This is a genomic window from Psychrobacter sp. FME13 (assembly GCF_014861395.1).
Taxonomy (GTDB): domain Bacteria; phylum Pseudomonadota; class Gammaproteobacteria; order Pseudomonadales; family Moraxellaceae; genus Psychrobacter.
Genome location: NZ_RRYV01000074.1, coordinates 1 through 14711 on the forward strand (window position 1 = coordinate 1; position 14711 = coordinate 14711).

The window sequence follows — 14711 nt, forward strand, 5'->3', positions numbered from 1 at the left end:
GCAATCGGTAATACTCTACAGATTGGCTCGACTCCATATTGTTGTTTGTGATCGTTAATAAAATCAACCATTACTTGGGTTTGCGGTCGAGCTCCGCCTGGGCGAAAAAAGCAGCTGCTTTCTTTATAATCTCATTGGCTTGCTTTAACTCTCTGTTCTCACGTTCAAGCTCTTTGATACGCTCCGCTTGGCTTTGAGCTTGAATGTTTGCACCAATGGTTTTATCAATGTGCTTTTTATGCCATGATCGTAGGGTCTCAGGCGTGCAACCTATCTTTGGCGCTATGGCTTTGATGGCTGACCAGGTGGATGGGTAGTCGTCTTTAGCTTCAATTAGCATACCAACGGCGCGCTCTTTCATTTCAGGGGTATAGTTTCGTGTTTTCATTGTCGTATTCTCTCAGAAAATTGAGTCTCCGACAATACCGGGGCGGTTCAATAACTAGCTAACTATTATATGCCACTACCGCCCAAGCAAATAAACCAGCATTAATAAGTATGATACACACCCATCTGACATTAACTTCCCAATTTCTACCTTCAAAGGCTAATTTGGCTTCATCAGTTATAGGCTGTATCGGATAGGGATTGTCTTGTCCATCCCAAGTTAAAAGCTTTTGCACGTCAGGATGTAAGATAGCTCGTTTGGTACATTGATAATGATTGGCCTGAAACAGATTACCTAAAGCGATTATTGAGCCTATTATAAAGACCATGATCTGACCGCCACCAGAATGATTGCTAGGCAGTATGCCACTTTTGCGATAGACGATATCAGCACAGGCAAATAGTGATTTGCTTGTGTCAGCTGGATAAGCCTCACAGAACTTAGCGTCTATTGGTAACTCATCTGCAGGGCTTTCCATATAAGTGCGGATAAATGCCCATTGTACACGTGGGTTGACTCTATAATCTTCTAGCTTTAGATGATGGGTGATGTCGCCTGTCTCAGGATCGGCGACATATAGATTGAGCGGTGTGTAGGCTCGATTGTATGGGTCTTGATGCAAGTCTGGATGTACGTCTTTATAGTCAACTATTTTCAGCTCATAAGGCTGTCTAAACTTCCAGAGTGGACGGTAGTAGTAAGCTATTTTTTGTTCTTTTTTTAAAAAGTAGTATTGGGTGCGAAACGGTTTTTTTGCAATGATCTGATAAAATATTAGGATTAGGGGTGTGCAAAATACTATAAACATAAGTATGCCTAATAATACAAACCATATTGTGAAACCAGATAAAACAAAATCAATATTTATGATAAACAATAAAATGAAAACAACAGAGAACATATAAGAAAAAAAATAGACCCAGCCTATAGCAAAATAAAAATACCAAAAGTACGCTGGTAAGAAGGTCAGATAATCGGGATTAACATCATGAGTTTCTTTGTTAAGATGTTCAATATCTTCAGTATTTTTTAATAAGCTTTTGTCTATACTGGCGGTATAAGGGCGGTCAATAGGATTATGAAGCTCACTGATATGCTGGGCAAAGTCGTTGCGTAATTGCATGTTGTTATCCTTATTGACTTGTGACGCTTGTACGTAGTTGATAATATGGATTCATACTTGGGTTGAGCGCATACTTCACTACGGCTCTGAGTTTATCAATTTCACGACCAGCATTAGCTTGTGCTATCTCTTTAGCTTCTTGCATTTGGCGTTGCTTATTGGGATTTAGCGTCCCGTCTCTATGTGAACCTAGATATTGCGCCTGAAAGTGACTGGTCTTAGGAATATCTAATACGACCTCTACTCCTTTTGATGTTTCAATAGCTTTGTTTTGTCGTTTAAGCGCTTTTATATTAAATGATTTTCTATCTAATCCTAGCTCTTGACTGCCGATACCGATAAACTCAACGACAATCTCACTATCATCATTCCATTGACTTAAAGTGACTTCTATTTGTCCCGATAATGTTCGTCTAAAGTCAGCAGTGCTTGTTGCAAACTTCGGATTAACTTGTATTTCAGTTAAAGCTAGGGAGTAAGCGTGCATGTCTTGCTCAAGGCTACCCATTGCCTGTATTTTAAAAGGATTATTGGGATATTCGCTATTTAGCATAGCCTTATTACCAAACACACCAGCATCAAGCCAATAGTGAATCGGTAAGATGTGACTTTTATCATAAGTAAAAGCTATCCATTGAGCGATTAAGCTTACAGCCCATGCCACAGCCACAATGCCAATCACCCATGGCATGACAAAACCAAATCCAATAGCTAGACTGGCAATACCTGCTGCGCCCGCTGAAATCATTGCAACTCCAGTTCCTATAGTACTAGCTTTGCTTTTACTCTCTAACTGTCTCACTAATGAAATAGACAAACTATAAACCTCAAACCCAGCACCCACAGCACCAAGTACACCGACACCGAGGCTAATCCTTGCTATTGCAGCAGTACTGGCACCCCGTATCTGCATACCAGCGGCAGCGACATCAAGTGCCGCCCCCGTCAACGCAAGGGAAGTACTGGCATAGTTGGTCATAAACTCAAGCGCCATAAGGTCGCCACGATCTGCCATGTCACTAAAGCGACTTTTTCCTATCCACACACTACGCAACTGAAATAAGCCAATCCCTGCAGATATCAATGCGGCCTTACCTGCACTGTTACGCTCTAACTGTCGCTGTGCCCCGCTATTGCTATCGACAAGTTTATTGAAATCGGTTTGTCCATCAGCAATTGATTGATTGACTGACGCTGAAGAGTCAGCAGTTGCCTTATCTGTATACATCGTCACCACCATGTGGGCATTTTTATCACCACCCGCCGCCTTGTTGTAAATATCTAATGCTTGTTTATTGACGCCTAGGGAGTGCATGAAATCTACCGCAAAAGGCACACCACTACCTGAAACCTGCTTGACCGCTCCAGTATCTATACTTGAAGGCATAGTTACCATATGTGACATTGCTTTGTTGATTCGATTATTTACAAACTTCCCTAACCATTTGGTCGCCTTTTCGGGACTATATTTTAATACTTTTTGTGCCAGTCGAAACCCTGTAGATTGATTGACTGACGCCTGTGTCCATAAGTCCATCCTGTACAACCAGCGGTTATTTTCCTTAATGTAGCTCATATTATTACTCATCGTCTGTACGATTCGAGCTTTATGACTTGCCAACTCATTAAGGTGCTGGATTTTTTCTGCGGTCTTGGCTTCTATAGCTTTTTGTTTGGCTTCATGTTTAAATGTATTGATCCAGTTTATTGCTGTACCAATGAAGTCACTCGCTCGCGCGAAGTTTTCATATGCTGGCGCAGCTTGCATTTTTTGATTATCGTCAAGGTTTAAACCTATTAAGGCTTTGGATAACCAGTTGTCTTCAGGTGGTTTTTCTCCTGAAAGACAAGGTAATAACGACTGTTCAAACTCTTGTTTGGCAGTCATACCTCTTGCCTGATCTGGCTTGTAATCTGACCATATCGCATCTGGTATGCCAATATTACTCTCATCAATACCAATACCTTGAGTCGCTTCAGCGATAATTTGAGCATAGCCCAAATGGCTTTCTTCATCATTTTCTGGAAAGTCTTCACGCATGACAAAAGCAAATTCAGAGCGTTTAATTGCGTCTACGAATATTTGGCGTGCTGCTGAGATTGCAGCCTTATTTTTGCGGCTGTTTTTCGCAGATGCTAAGACATATTTGAATTTTGATTCATCAATGTAACTATAGACATTCCTACCAACTGCTGATTCTTTCTTATGATTACGACTAAGTCCCGCTCTTGAGTAACCCTGTTGTTCATGAACTGACGATTGATTAGCCGCTTCTACACTACTTTTAATGTTATCAATAATAATGGCATTGACTTGCTCTCGAATTTGACCTTTATTTTTTTGAGCATCATCTAATTTCTTAAGTAGGTAATTCCGTTTCTCCGCTGCTGCCAACACATCTCCTACAGGGTCGTGTAGAGCAACCATCATAGGTTTAGTATCTTTTAGGATTTTCAATTGGTGCTTGTCAGACTTTTCGTCTAGTTTATCACTCTCACTATCCCCGTAGCCCTCATTTATATTATATTCAATATCGCTTATCCTATCATTAATACCCCTTTCCATATTTTTGTATAGCTGAAAAGCCGAACTTATAGCACCATTAGCATCCTCTTTTAGGATAATCTCCTCAACTTCTCCATCTTCATCTTCACCAACAACTTCTTTTGCATATTTTTCATGTATTGCAAGTTTATCACCGATGTCACCGCCCTGCTCTAGCTGCTTTCGTTGATGAAAGCTATTTATATAATCTATTTCCGGGAGGTATTCAGACATATATTTAGTATTTTTATTATCAATCAAGTCATCAGCGACGAACTTTTGCATACGCTTATCGCGTAATGCTTCATCATAAAAATATTTTTTTAATGCTGCTTTACTTAGCTGGGCATGACTGACCATGAGCCATACTACCTGACCTGTTTCTAAGGTAATATATTTACTATCTAACGTACTATGACTATCTCGATCGCAGGTAGCTGGCTGTACCATTTCGTCAAATGTGTCATCGTCAGGCTCATCTATATTTGTCACCTCTATCTTATTAGTATCTTTTTCTTCAAAACTATCTTTGTTATACGTTGTAACTCTTTTTAATGCACCATCTTTACCTGTAAATATTTCTTCAAAAAACTTTTCTTCATCTCCATCACCATCAATATAATCATAAAAACAATAAAGGTAGGTGTATGTAGGTAGGCTCGCGATAGCATCATGTTTGGCTGATTTTGAAGACAACCCATCCCCAAAATAACGCTTATCCTTGCGACTTACTCTATAATCATCTCGACTAAATACCACAGGTAAAATCGGTATACCTGTATATCCACATCCATAACCACAGTTGTTGGCAAATACTGTGATTGCGTCTAATTCAACAGACGGCTGAGAGCCATCAACCGTACCTTCTGATGTTTGCTCTACCAGCATTGGTTCTTGGTGCTCTGATACATCTGCTTCCTTGTCATCCATTCCGACAGTACTTTTTATAAAATCCCACAAACCATCACTCATGCCTGTACTCCTTTATTTTTAATTCGCTCTAAGCTTTCGACAATATTCTTAATGGCTTGCTGCTGCGACATTTTACGCTGAGCAATCAGTAGAGCTTGACTGATGATAATGTCATAAACTCGATCATTGATTACCACTTGACCCTTTAACTGCCGCAGTATCATATTTATCCACTCTGTTTGCTCAAGCAGTGCCCACTGCTGCTGACTGAAGCGAAAAGGTAACGGCTTAAGTTGCTCTAGTGTCACTTTCGTATTAGACGGATAGACCTCATTGGGTGTCGGCAACGTTATCTCTATAAAGGTGTTATTCCAATCTACATAGTGAATACGAGGTAACCGCAGTTGATATACTTGCAGCTTTTGTTGATCAGTCCACAGGTGTGTTAATAGCGCTAATACTCTAGGGTCCCAATAGCGCAAATAACGACGCTTGTTTGTCCCCATTCCATACGCCTGTCCTATCAGATAGATACTATGCTTGAGCGTTTCGGTGATAGGTTGATCAAACAACCATAGACAGACGCTACGTGGGTGCGGATGACCAGATATATCATAAGTGTTTTCATATAGTGCCAATGCCAATAGCTGCTCAAGTAGCCGTTGACCTTTACTACTATCGAGTGATATCTCAATAAGTGCCAAATCATCGTCAAAGCTATGATGAATGCGTTTGATGCGCTCAAATGGCAAATCTATGCCGCAGTCTAATAGATCAAAGACTGCTGTGCCGTAAGTATTTAGATCAATAAGGACTGTCAGCGTTTGATATTGATTGTCATAGACTGTTAGATATAAAGCCTTAAGTTGCTTTTGATACTCGTCAGTCGCCTGAATATCATCGAGAAACTCTACTTTTGGTATTAGCATGCCTAAACCGCTCCACCTTTATTGCCAGCACTACCAGTTTTGGCAGCACAGTCGGCAAGTTCGTCTTGAGGCATGGTAATCGTTGGGCTACTACCACCCCCACTACCCCGATCCACCTTACTTGCCTTATAGCCCACTTGAGCAGGCGTGATAAACGTCACATTACCACCTGTTATCTCTATACCACTACCTGCTGATTTTAGGGTCAGCGTATCAGGCGCGATGATCTCGATACTATCTCGGCTATGCAGGCGTAGTACTTGCTCACTGTCTAGACGCATCTGATCTTGATGCGCTTGTATCGTTACATCACCATGAGCCGCGGTATGGGTCTGAGCTTTGTTTGAGTAGTAATGGATATCACCTGCCACCAGTTGGTTCATCTGGGTTTGACTGTGATGATGGGTGCTGCCTGTTGCGTGGCTATGCGTGTTTTCAGTACTGGTATGTTGACTGTGTTGTCCTGTGAGCATGGCAAGGTGACGTTGAGAGTCGATGAGCAGGTTGGACTGTTGCCACTGCCCGGCATCATCTAGTGCGCTGTCATTGGTATCTTCGCTAAATTGACCAAATGCGGTTTGTTGTTCTCCTTCCTTGTTATTGCTTCGGCTACTGCTTTGATTGCTGCCATCTATGCCGACAGGTTGATGGGTTTCTGCTAGGCTTTGATAGGCTATTTGATGTTGGTCAGCGGTTTGTAGTTTGCTATGGCTGTCATGGCCCATGTGAGGGTTTGATGAAGGGTCCGACTGGCTACTACTGATATGAATGCCTGTGCTGCCTTGGATATTGGCAGCGGCTTGGGGCTCGATACTGATACCTTGTCCACGTGCTTGGCCACGGGTATGGTCGGTATGCTGATACAGATGACCAATGGTTAGGCTGGACTGGTAGCTGCTGCTATAGGCGTTGATCTGCGGACTCTCAGGATGGGCATCAAACATAAGCTGGTTATAGCCATTAGTGATGCTGTCTTTGGTCGCATCGCCTCTGCGACTGCTATCAATGCTTTGGGTTTTGATACCATCTATGGGGTATGCATGGCTTTGGTTAATGAACCAAGCTGGACTGGTGGCGTCGATGCTGTTGTGCTGAGCATCGATATTGCCTTGTCCGTTATGGGTGCTGCCGATGATGATAGGATGGGTTAAGTCACCACCGATGAAGTCGATGAGGACATGCTGTCCATGACGCAGAGGATGGCTAACAGTAAATAACTAGCTAAGCATTATAAGCCACTACCGCCCAAGCAAATAGACTAGCATTAATCAGTATGATACATACCCATCTGACATTAACTTCCCAATTGCTACCTTCAAAGGCTAATTCGGCTTCATCAGTTATAGGCTGTATCGGATAGGGATTGTCTTGTCCATCCCAAGTGAGTAGCTTACTGACGTCAGGATGTAATATAGCTCGTTTGGTACATTGATAATGATTTGCCTGAAATAGATTACCCAAAGCGATTATTGAGCCTATGATAAAGATCATGATCTGACCGCCACCAGAATGATTGCTAGGTATTATGCCGTTTTTGCGATAGATAATATCAGCACAGGCAAATAGCGATTTGCTTGTGTCAGCTGGATAAGCCTCACAGAACTGAGCGTCTACTGGCAACTCATCTGCAGGGCTTTCCATATAAGTGCGAATAAATGCCCATTGTACGCGTGGGTTGACTCTATAATCCTCTAGCTTGAGATGATGGGTGATATCGCCAGTCTCAGGATCAGCGACATACAGATTGAGCGGTGTGTAGGCTCGATTGTACGGATCTTGATGCAGGTCTGGATGCACATCTTTATAGTCTACTATTTTCAGCTCGTAGGGCTGTCTAAACTTCCAGAGTGGACGGTAGTAGTAGGCTATCTTTTGCTGCTGCTTTAAAAAGTAGTATTGGGTTCGAATAGGATATTTTCTAACTAATTGATATAAAAGAAGGAGGACAGGTATTCCAGCTGCAAAAAGATATAGTAATGTACCTAAGATATTAATCGCACCCCATCCTTCAGGTCTTATATAAACATAAGTAATATCATCATAAATGAAATTTGTTAAGAAAATCGCTGATACGTAAATCCAGCCCATCGCAAAATAAAACACCCAAAAGTACGCTGGTAGGAATGTTAAGTAATCAGGATTAATATCGTGAGTTTCTTTATTAAGATGCTCAACATCTTCAATACTATTGAACAGCTTATCATCTATATTCTGACTATATGGACGGTCAATAGGATTATGAAGCTCGCTAATATGTTTGGCAAAGTCATCGCGTAATTGCATGTTATTATCTCAATCTCTATCAACTATTATAAGCCATCACCGCCCAAGCAAATAAACCAACGTTAATAAGTATGATACATACCCATCTGACATTAACTTCCCAATTCCTACCTTCAAAGGCTAATCTGGCTTCATCAGTTATGGGCTGTATCGGATACGGATTATCTTGACCGTCCCATGTCAGTAGCTTCTGCACATCAGGGTGTAAAATGGCTCGTTTGGCAGTTTGATAATTGTTTCCTTGCAATAGATAGCCAAGTGTAAATAGTGAGCCTATTATAAAGACAATGATCTGACCACCGCCTGAATGCTGCGTATCAAGAATACCGTATTTACGAAAGACGATATCGCTACAAGCAAATAGTGATTTACTGGTATCAGCGGGATAAGCTTCGCAAAACTCAGGATTTATCGGTAAGTCGGTGGCATTACTTTCCATATAGGTACGGATAAACGCCCAATGTACACGCGGGTCAACACTGACATCATGCGGTTTTATATGGTGGGTAATATCTCCTGTGTTAGGATTCGCGATATATAGATTCAATGGAGTGTATGCTGTGTTATTTTTGATGGTGTGTATTTCAGGAATAAGGTCTTTATAATCTACTATTTTTAATTCAAAAGGTTTAAAAAACTGTAGTGAAGGGCGATAATAATAAGCGACCTTTTGCTCTTTTTTTAAAAAGTAGTATTGAATGCGGTACGGATGTTTTCTTATAAGTTGATAGAGAAGTAGAATTAGAGGTGTACAGGACGGAATAAATACAAATAATGCTATAAAAATATCTAGTAATAATAGAGGTATATTAGAACTTTGTAAATCTAAAAGACCGTTAGTAAAAAGAATAAGAAACATGAAAGTAGAAAAATAAATCCACCCTATACCAAAATACCAATACCAGAAATAGCTGGGGAAAAAAGTTAAGTAGTCGGGATTAATATTAGCAATCTCTTTGTTGAGGTGCTCGATATCCTCGCTATCTTTTAATAGCACTTTATCAATCTTGCTGCTATAAGGACTTTCAAGAACTTCTTGTAGCTCATTAATGTGTTTGGCAAATTGACTATGCTTGTCTTCAATCATTGGCTTATCCCTATTAGCTTGTTACCGTGGTGCGCAGTTGATAATGCGGATTGATACTTGGATTTAATGAGTACAAGACCACCACTCTTAGCTGTTCAATTTGACTATTCGGATTATTGCGTGCCCTTTGACGGGCTTGTTCCATACGCTTTTTCTCATTGGGATTTATTGTTCCTTCTCTTTCTGATCCTAAATACTGTGCCTTGAAGTGACTGGTCTGAGGAATATCCAAAGTAACCTGTAGTACTTTGGATGTTTCAACGGCTTTGTTTTGTCGTTTAAGCGTTTTTATATTAAATGATTTTCTATCTAGTCCTCGCTCTTGGCTGCTGATACCGATAAACTCAACGACAATCTCACTATCATCATTCCACTGACTTAATGTTATCTCTATTTGTCCTGATAATGTTTGTCTAAAATTAGCAGTACTTGTTGCAAATTTTGGATTAACTTGTATCTCAGTCAAAGCCAAGGAGTAAGCGTGCATGTCTTGCTCAAGGCTACTCATTGCCTGTATCTTAAACGGATTATTAGGATACTCGTCATTTAGCATAGACTTATTGCCAAAGACCCCAGCATCTAGCCAATAATGAACGGGCAATATATGACCTTTATCATAGCGAAAGGCGACCCACTGAGCGATAAGACTGACGCCCCAAGCAATTGCTATAATAGCGCCAAGCCAAGGTAATACAAAAGCACCTGCGCTTGCAAATACCAATGTGCCATAGCCAAGACCTGCTACACCTGCTGTAAATGCTGAGCCAATTGCTATGTTTGTAGCTCTTTCACTGATACCACTCTTGTTCTCCATATGTCTTTCAAGACTTATATTTAGGCTATACACCTCAAACCCAGCTCCCACAGCGCCAAGCACACCCACGCTTAAACTAAGCCTTGCCACCCATGCACTACGCGCCGCTTTCATCTGTAATCCCGCATTAGCGACATCAAGGCTGGCTGTGGTCAATGCAAGCGTGGTGCTTGCATAAGCGGTCATAAACTCAAGACCCAAACGGTCGCCTCTACGCGCCATACTACCAAGACTGCTCTTGCCCATCCATATACTACGTAACTGAAACAGACCAATACCTACTGATACTAGTGCCGCTTTGCCTGCTGATTGGCGCTCAAGCTGACTGTATTGACCATTGATAGGATCAAGATCGCTGTTGAGCTGAGCGACCTGTCTAGTTATGTCTTCATTAATGGTTTGCGTGGTACGTGCGATATCTTCGCTTGCATACATAGTGACTACAGTACGAGCATGCTCATTACCATTAGCTGATTTATCAAATATATCTAGAGCTGTTTGATTCACACCATGTGAGTTTACTAAATCTATAGCAATTGGCGTTTTGACTGAGGAGGCGCTACTGACAACTCTATTGTCGATACTGGCTGGTAGTAGCGTGGCATGGGGTTTGGCTTTATTAATAGATCGGCTTAGACGTTGCTCACTCCATTTAAGTACGGCTTCTGGACTGTACTTTAGAACTCTTTGCGCCAGTTTAAACCCTGTAGCTTGATGCACAGTGGCTTGTGACCACAGGTCAAGCTTGTAGAGCAGTTTGTGATTGTCTTTTATATGTGCCATGTTACTGCTTAGAGTTTGTACGACTTGCGCTTTGTAGTTAGCAAGATCGTTGAGACGCTCAATGTTTTGAGCTTGACTGGTCTTTATGTTCTGTTTTTGCTTTTTAGCTTTAAATGCCATTGCCCAGTTTGTCGCCGTACCAATAAAGTCACTGGCTCGGGGGGCTAAGTTTTCAAAGGTTGGTGCATCTGCCATCTTTTGATTATCTTCTTTATTAAGTCCAATAAGCGCTTTAATTAACCAGTTGTCTTCAATAGGTTTCTGACCTGTGATACAAGGTAATAGCGATTGTTCAAACTCTTGCTTGGCACTCATGCCTATTGCTTGCTCAGGCTGATAGTCTGCCCATATGCTGTCAGGTATGCCGATATTACTCTCATCAATACCGATGCCTTGAATAGCTTGGGCGATAATTTGCGCATAACCTACATGACTGTCCTCATCATTTTTAGGGAAGTCTTCACGCATTACCCTAGCAAACTCTGGATTTGTAATGGCCTCGATAAAGGTTTGACGTGCAGCGGCAATAGCGGCTTTGTCTTGACGGCTCTTTTTTGCCTCCTCTAGGACAGCTTGAAATTTTACTTGATTGATATAGTTATAAATGTTTTTATTATTTTTTTGGCTGATCTCATTGCGACCTGTTATGTGATCAGCCATAGTACCAGGCGCTTGCGGTACAGTTGAATCATACTCAACACTTGCTTCTAAACTTTGTCGGATATTATCAATAATGATAGCATTGACTTGCTCTCGAACTTTACTTTTGTCTTTATATTTATCATCTAGCTTTTTAAGTAGATAGTTCCGCTTCTCTGCTGCCGCAAGTACTTCGCCTACTGGATCTGGTAGAGCGACCATCATGGGTTTTATTAGTTTTTGACTTGCAATTACGCTTTGGCTTTCGGCGATGACTTTCGACGATGTTTTAACTGGTAACAAATGACTCTCTTTGAGCTCTAATTCTAAAGACTCTACGTGATTATCAATACTATTCTGCATCCTTCTATACAAAGCATTTGCAGCAGCATAACTTCCTGAATGTGTTTTTCTATCTATAGACTTCTCATCGATTTGATATTTAATATTGAAGGGATCAGAACTTTCACTATTCGAAAGATGCTTTCTTAGATGAAAGCTTTTCATATAATTTAGCAAAAACTTACTATTTTCAGGTTTATCTAAATATTCAGTATTTGAGTTTTTTGCTAACGCTTCTGGATCAATTTTTTGCATTCTTTTTTTTCGATAATCTTCATCTACTTCAAGTTTCCAAATTTGATCTTGGCTTAGTTTGGCATGGCTAATCATCAGCCATATCGACTCAAAATGGTTCAAACTTATGAATTTGGAATCTAAAGTATTATGATTTTTTTTTGTACAAGTAGGAGGTTGTGCTTGATCTTCACCTTGAGAACCTCCAAGTGATATTCGTTTTAATGCTCCGTCTTGACCTGTAAAATAAACTCCTTTTCTGTTGAGTGGTGCTCTTCTATCAACATACATATATAAATAACAATTAGATGGCAAGCTAGTTAAAGCATTGTGACTCTTAGAATCTAATGTCAAATCATGTTCGAAATAGCGTTCGTCTTTACTATTAATTTTATAATTTAACTTACTATAAACTACAGGTAATATAGGTATACCCATTGACCCACAACCATAACTACAATTAGCATCTAGTGAGTCATTTTCATTTGACATAAGAAGGGGTGGTGGCTGATTGGACACTACTAGTTTATTTGCCATCTTATCATTCCTCAAATACTGTTTTGTTAATTACTTAATTCATTTACTATCTTTGTTGTTGCCTTTATCCTACCGTGATAGTTTGACCGCATGGAAGTTGCATTAGACAGTACTACCTCATAAACCCGATCTGTAATCATTACCTGCTCTTTTAACTGTCTAACTATCATATTCATCCACTCTATCTGCTCTAGTAGTGACCACTGCTGCTGACTAAATCTAAACGGTAGCGATTTAAGCTGCTCTAACGCCTTTTGAGTATCGGCTGGATATACCTCATTTGGTGTAGGTAGAGTCAATACGGTCATCTCATTATTCCAGTCAATATAGTAAATATGAATCAGTCCTAGCTGATGTATCTGTAACTTTTGCTCAGCTGTCCATATATGAGTCATTAAAGCTAATACTCTAGGATCCCAATAGCGTAAATAGCGCTTTTTATTTGAGCCTAGCCCGTACGCTTGACCCATCAGATAGACGCTATGTTTCAGCCTTTCCGTAATGGGCTGCTCAAAGAGCCATAGACAGACGCTACGTGGGTGAGGATGACCTGATACATCATTGCTATTTTCATATACGCTTAATGCAAGTAGTTGCTCAAGTAGACGTTGATCAGTACTACTATTTAGTTGAATGTCGATAAGTGCTAGATCATCCTTAAAGGTATGATGAATACGTTTGATGCGCTCAAATGGCAAATTAGTGCCGTTATCGAGTACGGCAAAGACGGCAGTTCCATACGTATTGAGATCAATGATAACTGTCAACTGCTGATATTGATTATTGGAGATGACTTTGTACACGGCTTTGAGCTGCTCTTGGTATGCGTGAGTGTCTTGTATGTCGTCCAAATACTCAACTTGTGGTAATAGCATATCTAGACAGCTCCACCTGTTTTACCAGCACTTTCCGTTTTTGCAACGCAGTCAGCAAGTTCGTCTTGCGGCATAGTAATCGTTGGGCTACTTGCACCCCCACTACCCCGATCCACCTTACTTGCCTTATAGCCCACTTGAGCAGGCGTGATAAACGTCACATTACCACCTGTTATCTCAATACCACTACCCGCTGATTTTAGGGTCAGCGTATCAGGCGCGATGATCTCGATACTGTCTCGACTATGCAGGCGTAGCACTTGCTCACTATCTAGACGCATCTGATCTTGATGCGCTTGTATCGTTACATCACCATGAGCCGCGGTATGGGTCTGAGCTTTGTTTGAGTAGTAATGGATATCGCCTGCCACCAGTTGGTTCATCTGGGTTTGACTGTGATGATGGGTGCTGCCTGTTGCGTGGCTATGCGTATTTTCAGTACTGGCATGTTGGCTATGCTGCCCTGTGAGCATGGCAAGGTGACGCTGAGAGTCGATGAGCAGGTTGGCTTGTTGCCACTGTCCGGCATTATCTAGTGCGCTGTCATTGGTATCCTGGCTAAATTGGCCAAATGCGGTTTGTTGTTCTCCTTCCTTGTTATTGTTTAGGCTACTGCTTTGACTGCTGCCATCTATGCCGACAGGTTGATGGGTTTCTGCTAGGCTTTGATAGGCTATTTGATGTTGGTCAGCGGTTTGTAGTTTGCTATGACTGTCATGGCTCATGTGAGGGTTTGATGAGGGGTCTGACTGGCTACTACTGATATGAATGCCTGTGCTACCTTGGATATTGGCAGCGGCTTCAGTCTCTAAGCTGATACCTTGTCCACGTGCTTGACCACGGGTATGGTCGGTATGCTGATACAGATGACCAATGGTTAGGCTGGACTGGTAGCTGCTGCTATAGGCGTTGATCTGAGGACTCTCAGGATGGGCGTCAAACATGAGCTGGTTGTAGCCATTAGTGACGCTGTCTTTGGTCGCATCCCCGCTGCGGCTGCTATCAATGCTTTGGGTTTTGATTCCGTCTATGGGGTATGCATGGCTTTGGTTAATGAACCAAGCTGGACTGGTGGCGTCGATGCTGTCTGAGTCACTAACGATGCTGTTGTGCTGAGCATCGATATTGCCTTGTCCGTTATGGGTGCTGCCGATGATGATGGGATTGTAGTGGTCAACTAATTTAGGACACCTGATAAGAGGTTTTTGTTAAAGTAGCGT

General features: G+C 41.4%; 11 protein-coding genes, 1 pseudogene and 1 other annotated feature. Of the genes and pseudogenes, 2 read left to right on the forward strand and 10 right to left on the reverse strand.

What is annotated here, in order from left to right:
- Positions 1–113, reverse strand: a sequence feature (AL1L pseudoknot). This feature is flagged as partial in the annotation.
- From EI164_RS09775 to EI164_RS09795, 5 genes and pseudogenes are all read right to left on the reverse strand, one after another.
- A pseudogene (locus EI164_RS09775) lies at positions 1–388 on the reverse strand (transposase); the annotation flags it as partial. Its footprint overlaps the feature before it by 113 nt.
- A 58-nt stretch (positions 389–446) precedes the next feature.
- Positions 447–1511, reverse strand: coding sequence for a hypothetical protein (locus tag EI164_RS09780; protein WP_192519779.1), 1065 nt, complete (start codon positions 1509–1511; stop codon positions 447–449).
- Between the two features lie 10 nt (positions 1512–1521).
- Positions 1522–5028, reverse strand: a complete 3507-nt coding sequence (locus tag EI164_RS09785; RefSeq protein ID WP_192519780.1) for a toxin VasX — start codon at positions 5026–5028, stop codon at positions 1522–1524.
- Positions 5025–5897 carry a hypothetical protein gene (locus tag EI164_RS09790; protein ID WP_192519781.1) on the reverse strand — a complete coding sequence of 291 codons (873 nt, stop codon included), beginning with the start codon at positions 5895–5897 and terminating at the stop codon, positions 5025–5027. Before EI164_RS09790 ends, EI164_RS09785 begins: the two co-directional genes overlap by 4 nt.
- A 2-nt stretch (positions 5898–5899) precedes the next feature.
- Positions 5900–6841, reverse strand: coding sequence for a DUF2345 domain-containing protein (locus EI164_RS09795; protein WP_192519782.1), 942 nt, complete (start codon positions 6839–6841; stop codon positions 5900–5902).
- Here EI164_RS09795 and EI164_RS09800 point away from each other — a divergent pair.
- The gene (locus EI164_RS09800; protein WP_192519783.1) at positions 6827–7048 is read left to right on the forward strand and encodes a hypothetical protein; all 222 of its coding nucleotides are present in this window, start codon (positions 6827–6829) and stop codon (positions 7046–7048) included. The two genes, EI164_RS09795 and EI164_RS09800, sit on opposite strands and share 15 nt — an antisense overlap.
- 70 nt (positions 7049–7118) lie before the next feature.
- Here EI164_RS09800 and EI164_RS09805 read toward each other — a convergent pair whose 3' ends face one another.
- The 5 genes from EI164_RS09805 to EI164_RS09825 are packed head-to-tail and all read right to left on the reverse strand — an operon-like array spanning position 7119 to position 14435.
- The gene (locus EI164_RS09805) at positions 7119–8180 is read right to left on the reverse strand and encodes a DUF6708 domain-containing protein (protein ID WP_192519784.1); all 1062 of its coding nucleotides are present in this window, start codon (positions 8178–8180) and stop codon (positions 7119–7121) included.
- Positions 8181–8199: 19 nt separating this feature from the next.
- Entirely contained in the window at positions 8200–9267 is a 1068-nt protein-coding gene (locus EI164_RS09810; RefSeq protein WP_192519785.1) for a hypothetical protein, read from the reverse strand.
- A 13-nt stretch (positions 9268–9280) separates the two neighbouring features.
- Positions 9281–12616: a toxin VasX gene (locus EI164_RS09815; RefSeq protein ID WP_192519786.1), complete on the reverse strand. Its 3336-nt coding sequence runs from the start codon at positions 12614–12616 to the stop codon at positions 9281–9283.
- Positions 12617–12642: 26 nt separating this feature from the next.
- Positions 12643–13491, reverse strand: a complete 849-nt coding sequence (locus EI164_RS09820; RefSeq protein WP_192519787.1) for a hypothetical protein — start codon at positions 13489–13491, stop codon at positions 12643–12645.
- A 2-nt stretch (positions 13492–13493) separates the two neighbouring features.
- Positions 13494–14435 carry a DUF2345 domain-containing protein gene (locus EI164_RS09825; protein WP_192519788.1) on the reverse strand — a complete coding sequence of 314 codons (942 nt, stop codon included), beginning with the start codon at positions 14433–14435 and terminating at the stop codon, positions 13494–13496.
- Between EI164_RS09825 and EI164_RS09830 the strand changes: the two genes are divergently transcribed.
- Positions 14421–14582, forward strand: a complete 162-nt coding sequence (locus EI164_RS09830) for a hypothetical protein (protein ID WP_192519789.1) — start codon at positions 14421–14423, stop codon at positions 14580–14582. The two genes, EI164_RS09825 and EI164_RS09830, sit on opposite strands and share 15 nt — an antisense overlap.
- Positions 14583–14711 lie beyond the last annotated feature (129 nt).

Bases quoted from the DNA above. Each gene is read 5' to 3' on its own strand.
- EI164_RS09790 (WP_192519781.1), bottom strand. From the start codon at position 5,897: ATGCTAATACCAAAAGTAGAGTTTCTCGATGATATTCAGGCGACTGAC.
- EI164_RS09780 (WP_192519779.1), bottom strand. From the start codon at position 1,511: ATGCAATTACGCAACGACTTTGCCCAGCATATCAGTGAGCTTCATAAT.
- EI164_RS09810 (WP_192519785.1), bottom strand. From the start codon at position 9,267: ATGATTGAAGACAAGCATAGTCAATTTGCCAAACACATTAATGAGCTA.
- EI164_RS09815 (WP_192519786.1), bottom strand. From the start codon at position 12,616: ATGGCAAATAAACTAGTAGTGTCCAATCAGCCACCACCCCTTCTTATG.
- EI164_RS09830 (WP_192519789.1), top strand. From the start codon at position 14,421: ATGGGCGTCAAACATGAGCTGGTTGTAGCCATTAGTGACGCTGTCTTT.
- EI164_RS09825 (WP_192519788.1), bottom strand. From the start codon at position 14,435: ATGTTTGACGCCCATCCTGAGAGTCCTCAGATCAACGCCTATAGCAGC.
- EI164_RS09805 (WP_192519784.1), bottom strand. From the start codon at position 8,180: ATGCAATTACGCGATGACTTTGCCAAACATATTAGCGAGCTTCATAAT.
- EI164_RS09785 (WP_192519780.1), bottom strand. From the start codon at position 5,028: ATGAGTGATGGTTTGTGGGATTTTATAAAAAGTACTGTCGGAATGGAT.
- EI164_RS09800 (WP_192519783.1), top strand. From the start codon at position 6,827: ATGGGCATCAAACATAAGCTGGTTATAGCCATTAGTGATGCTGTCTTT.
- EI164_RS09820 (WP_192519787.1), bottom strand. From the start codon at position 13,491: ATGCTATTACCACAAGTTGAGTATTTGGACGACATACAAGACACTCAC.
- EI164_RS09795 (WP_192519782.1), bottom strand. From the start codon at position 6,841: ATGTTTGATGCCCATCCTGAGAGTCCGCAGATCAACGCCTATAGCAGC.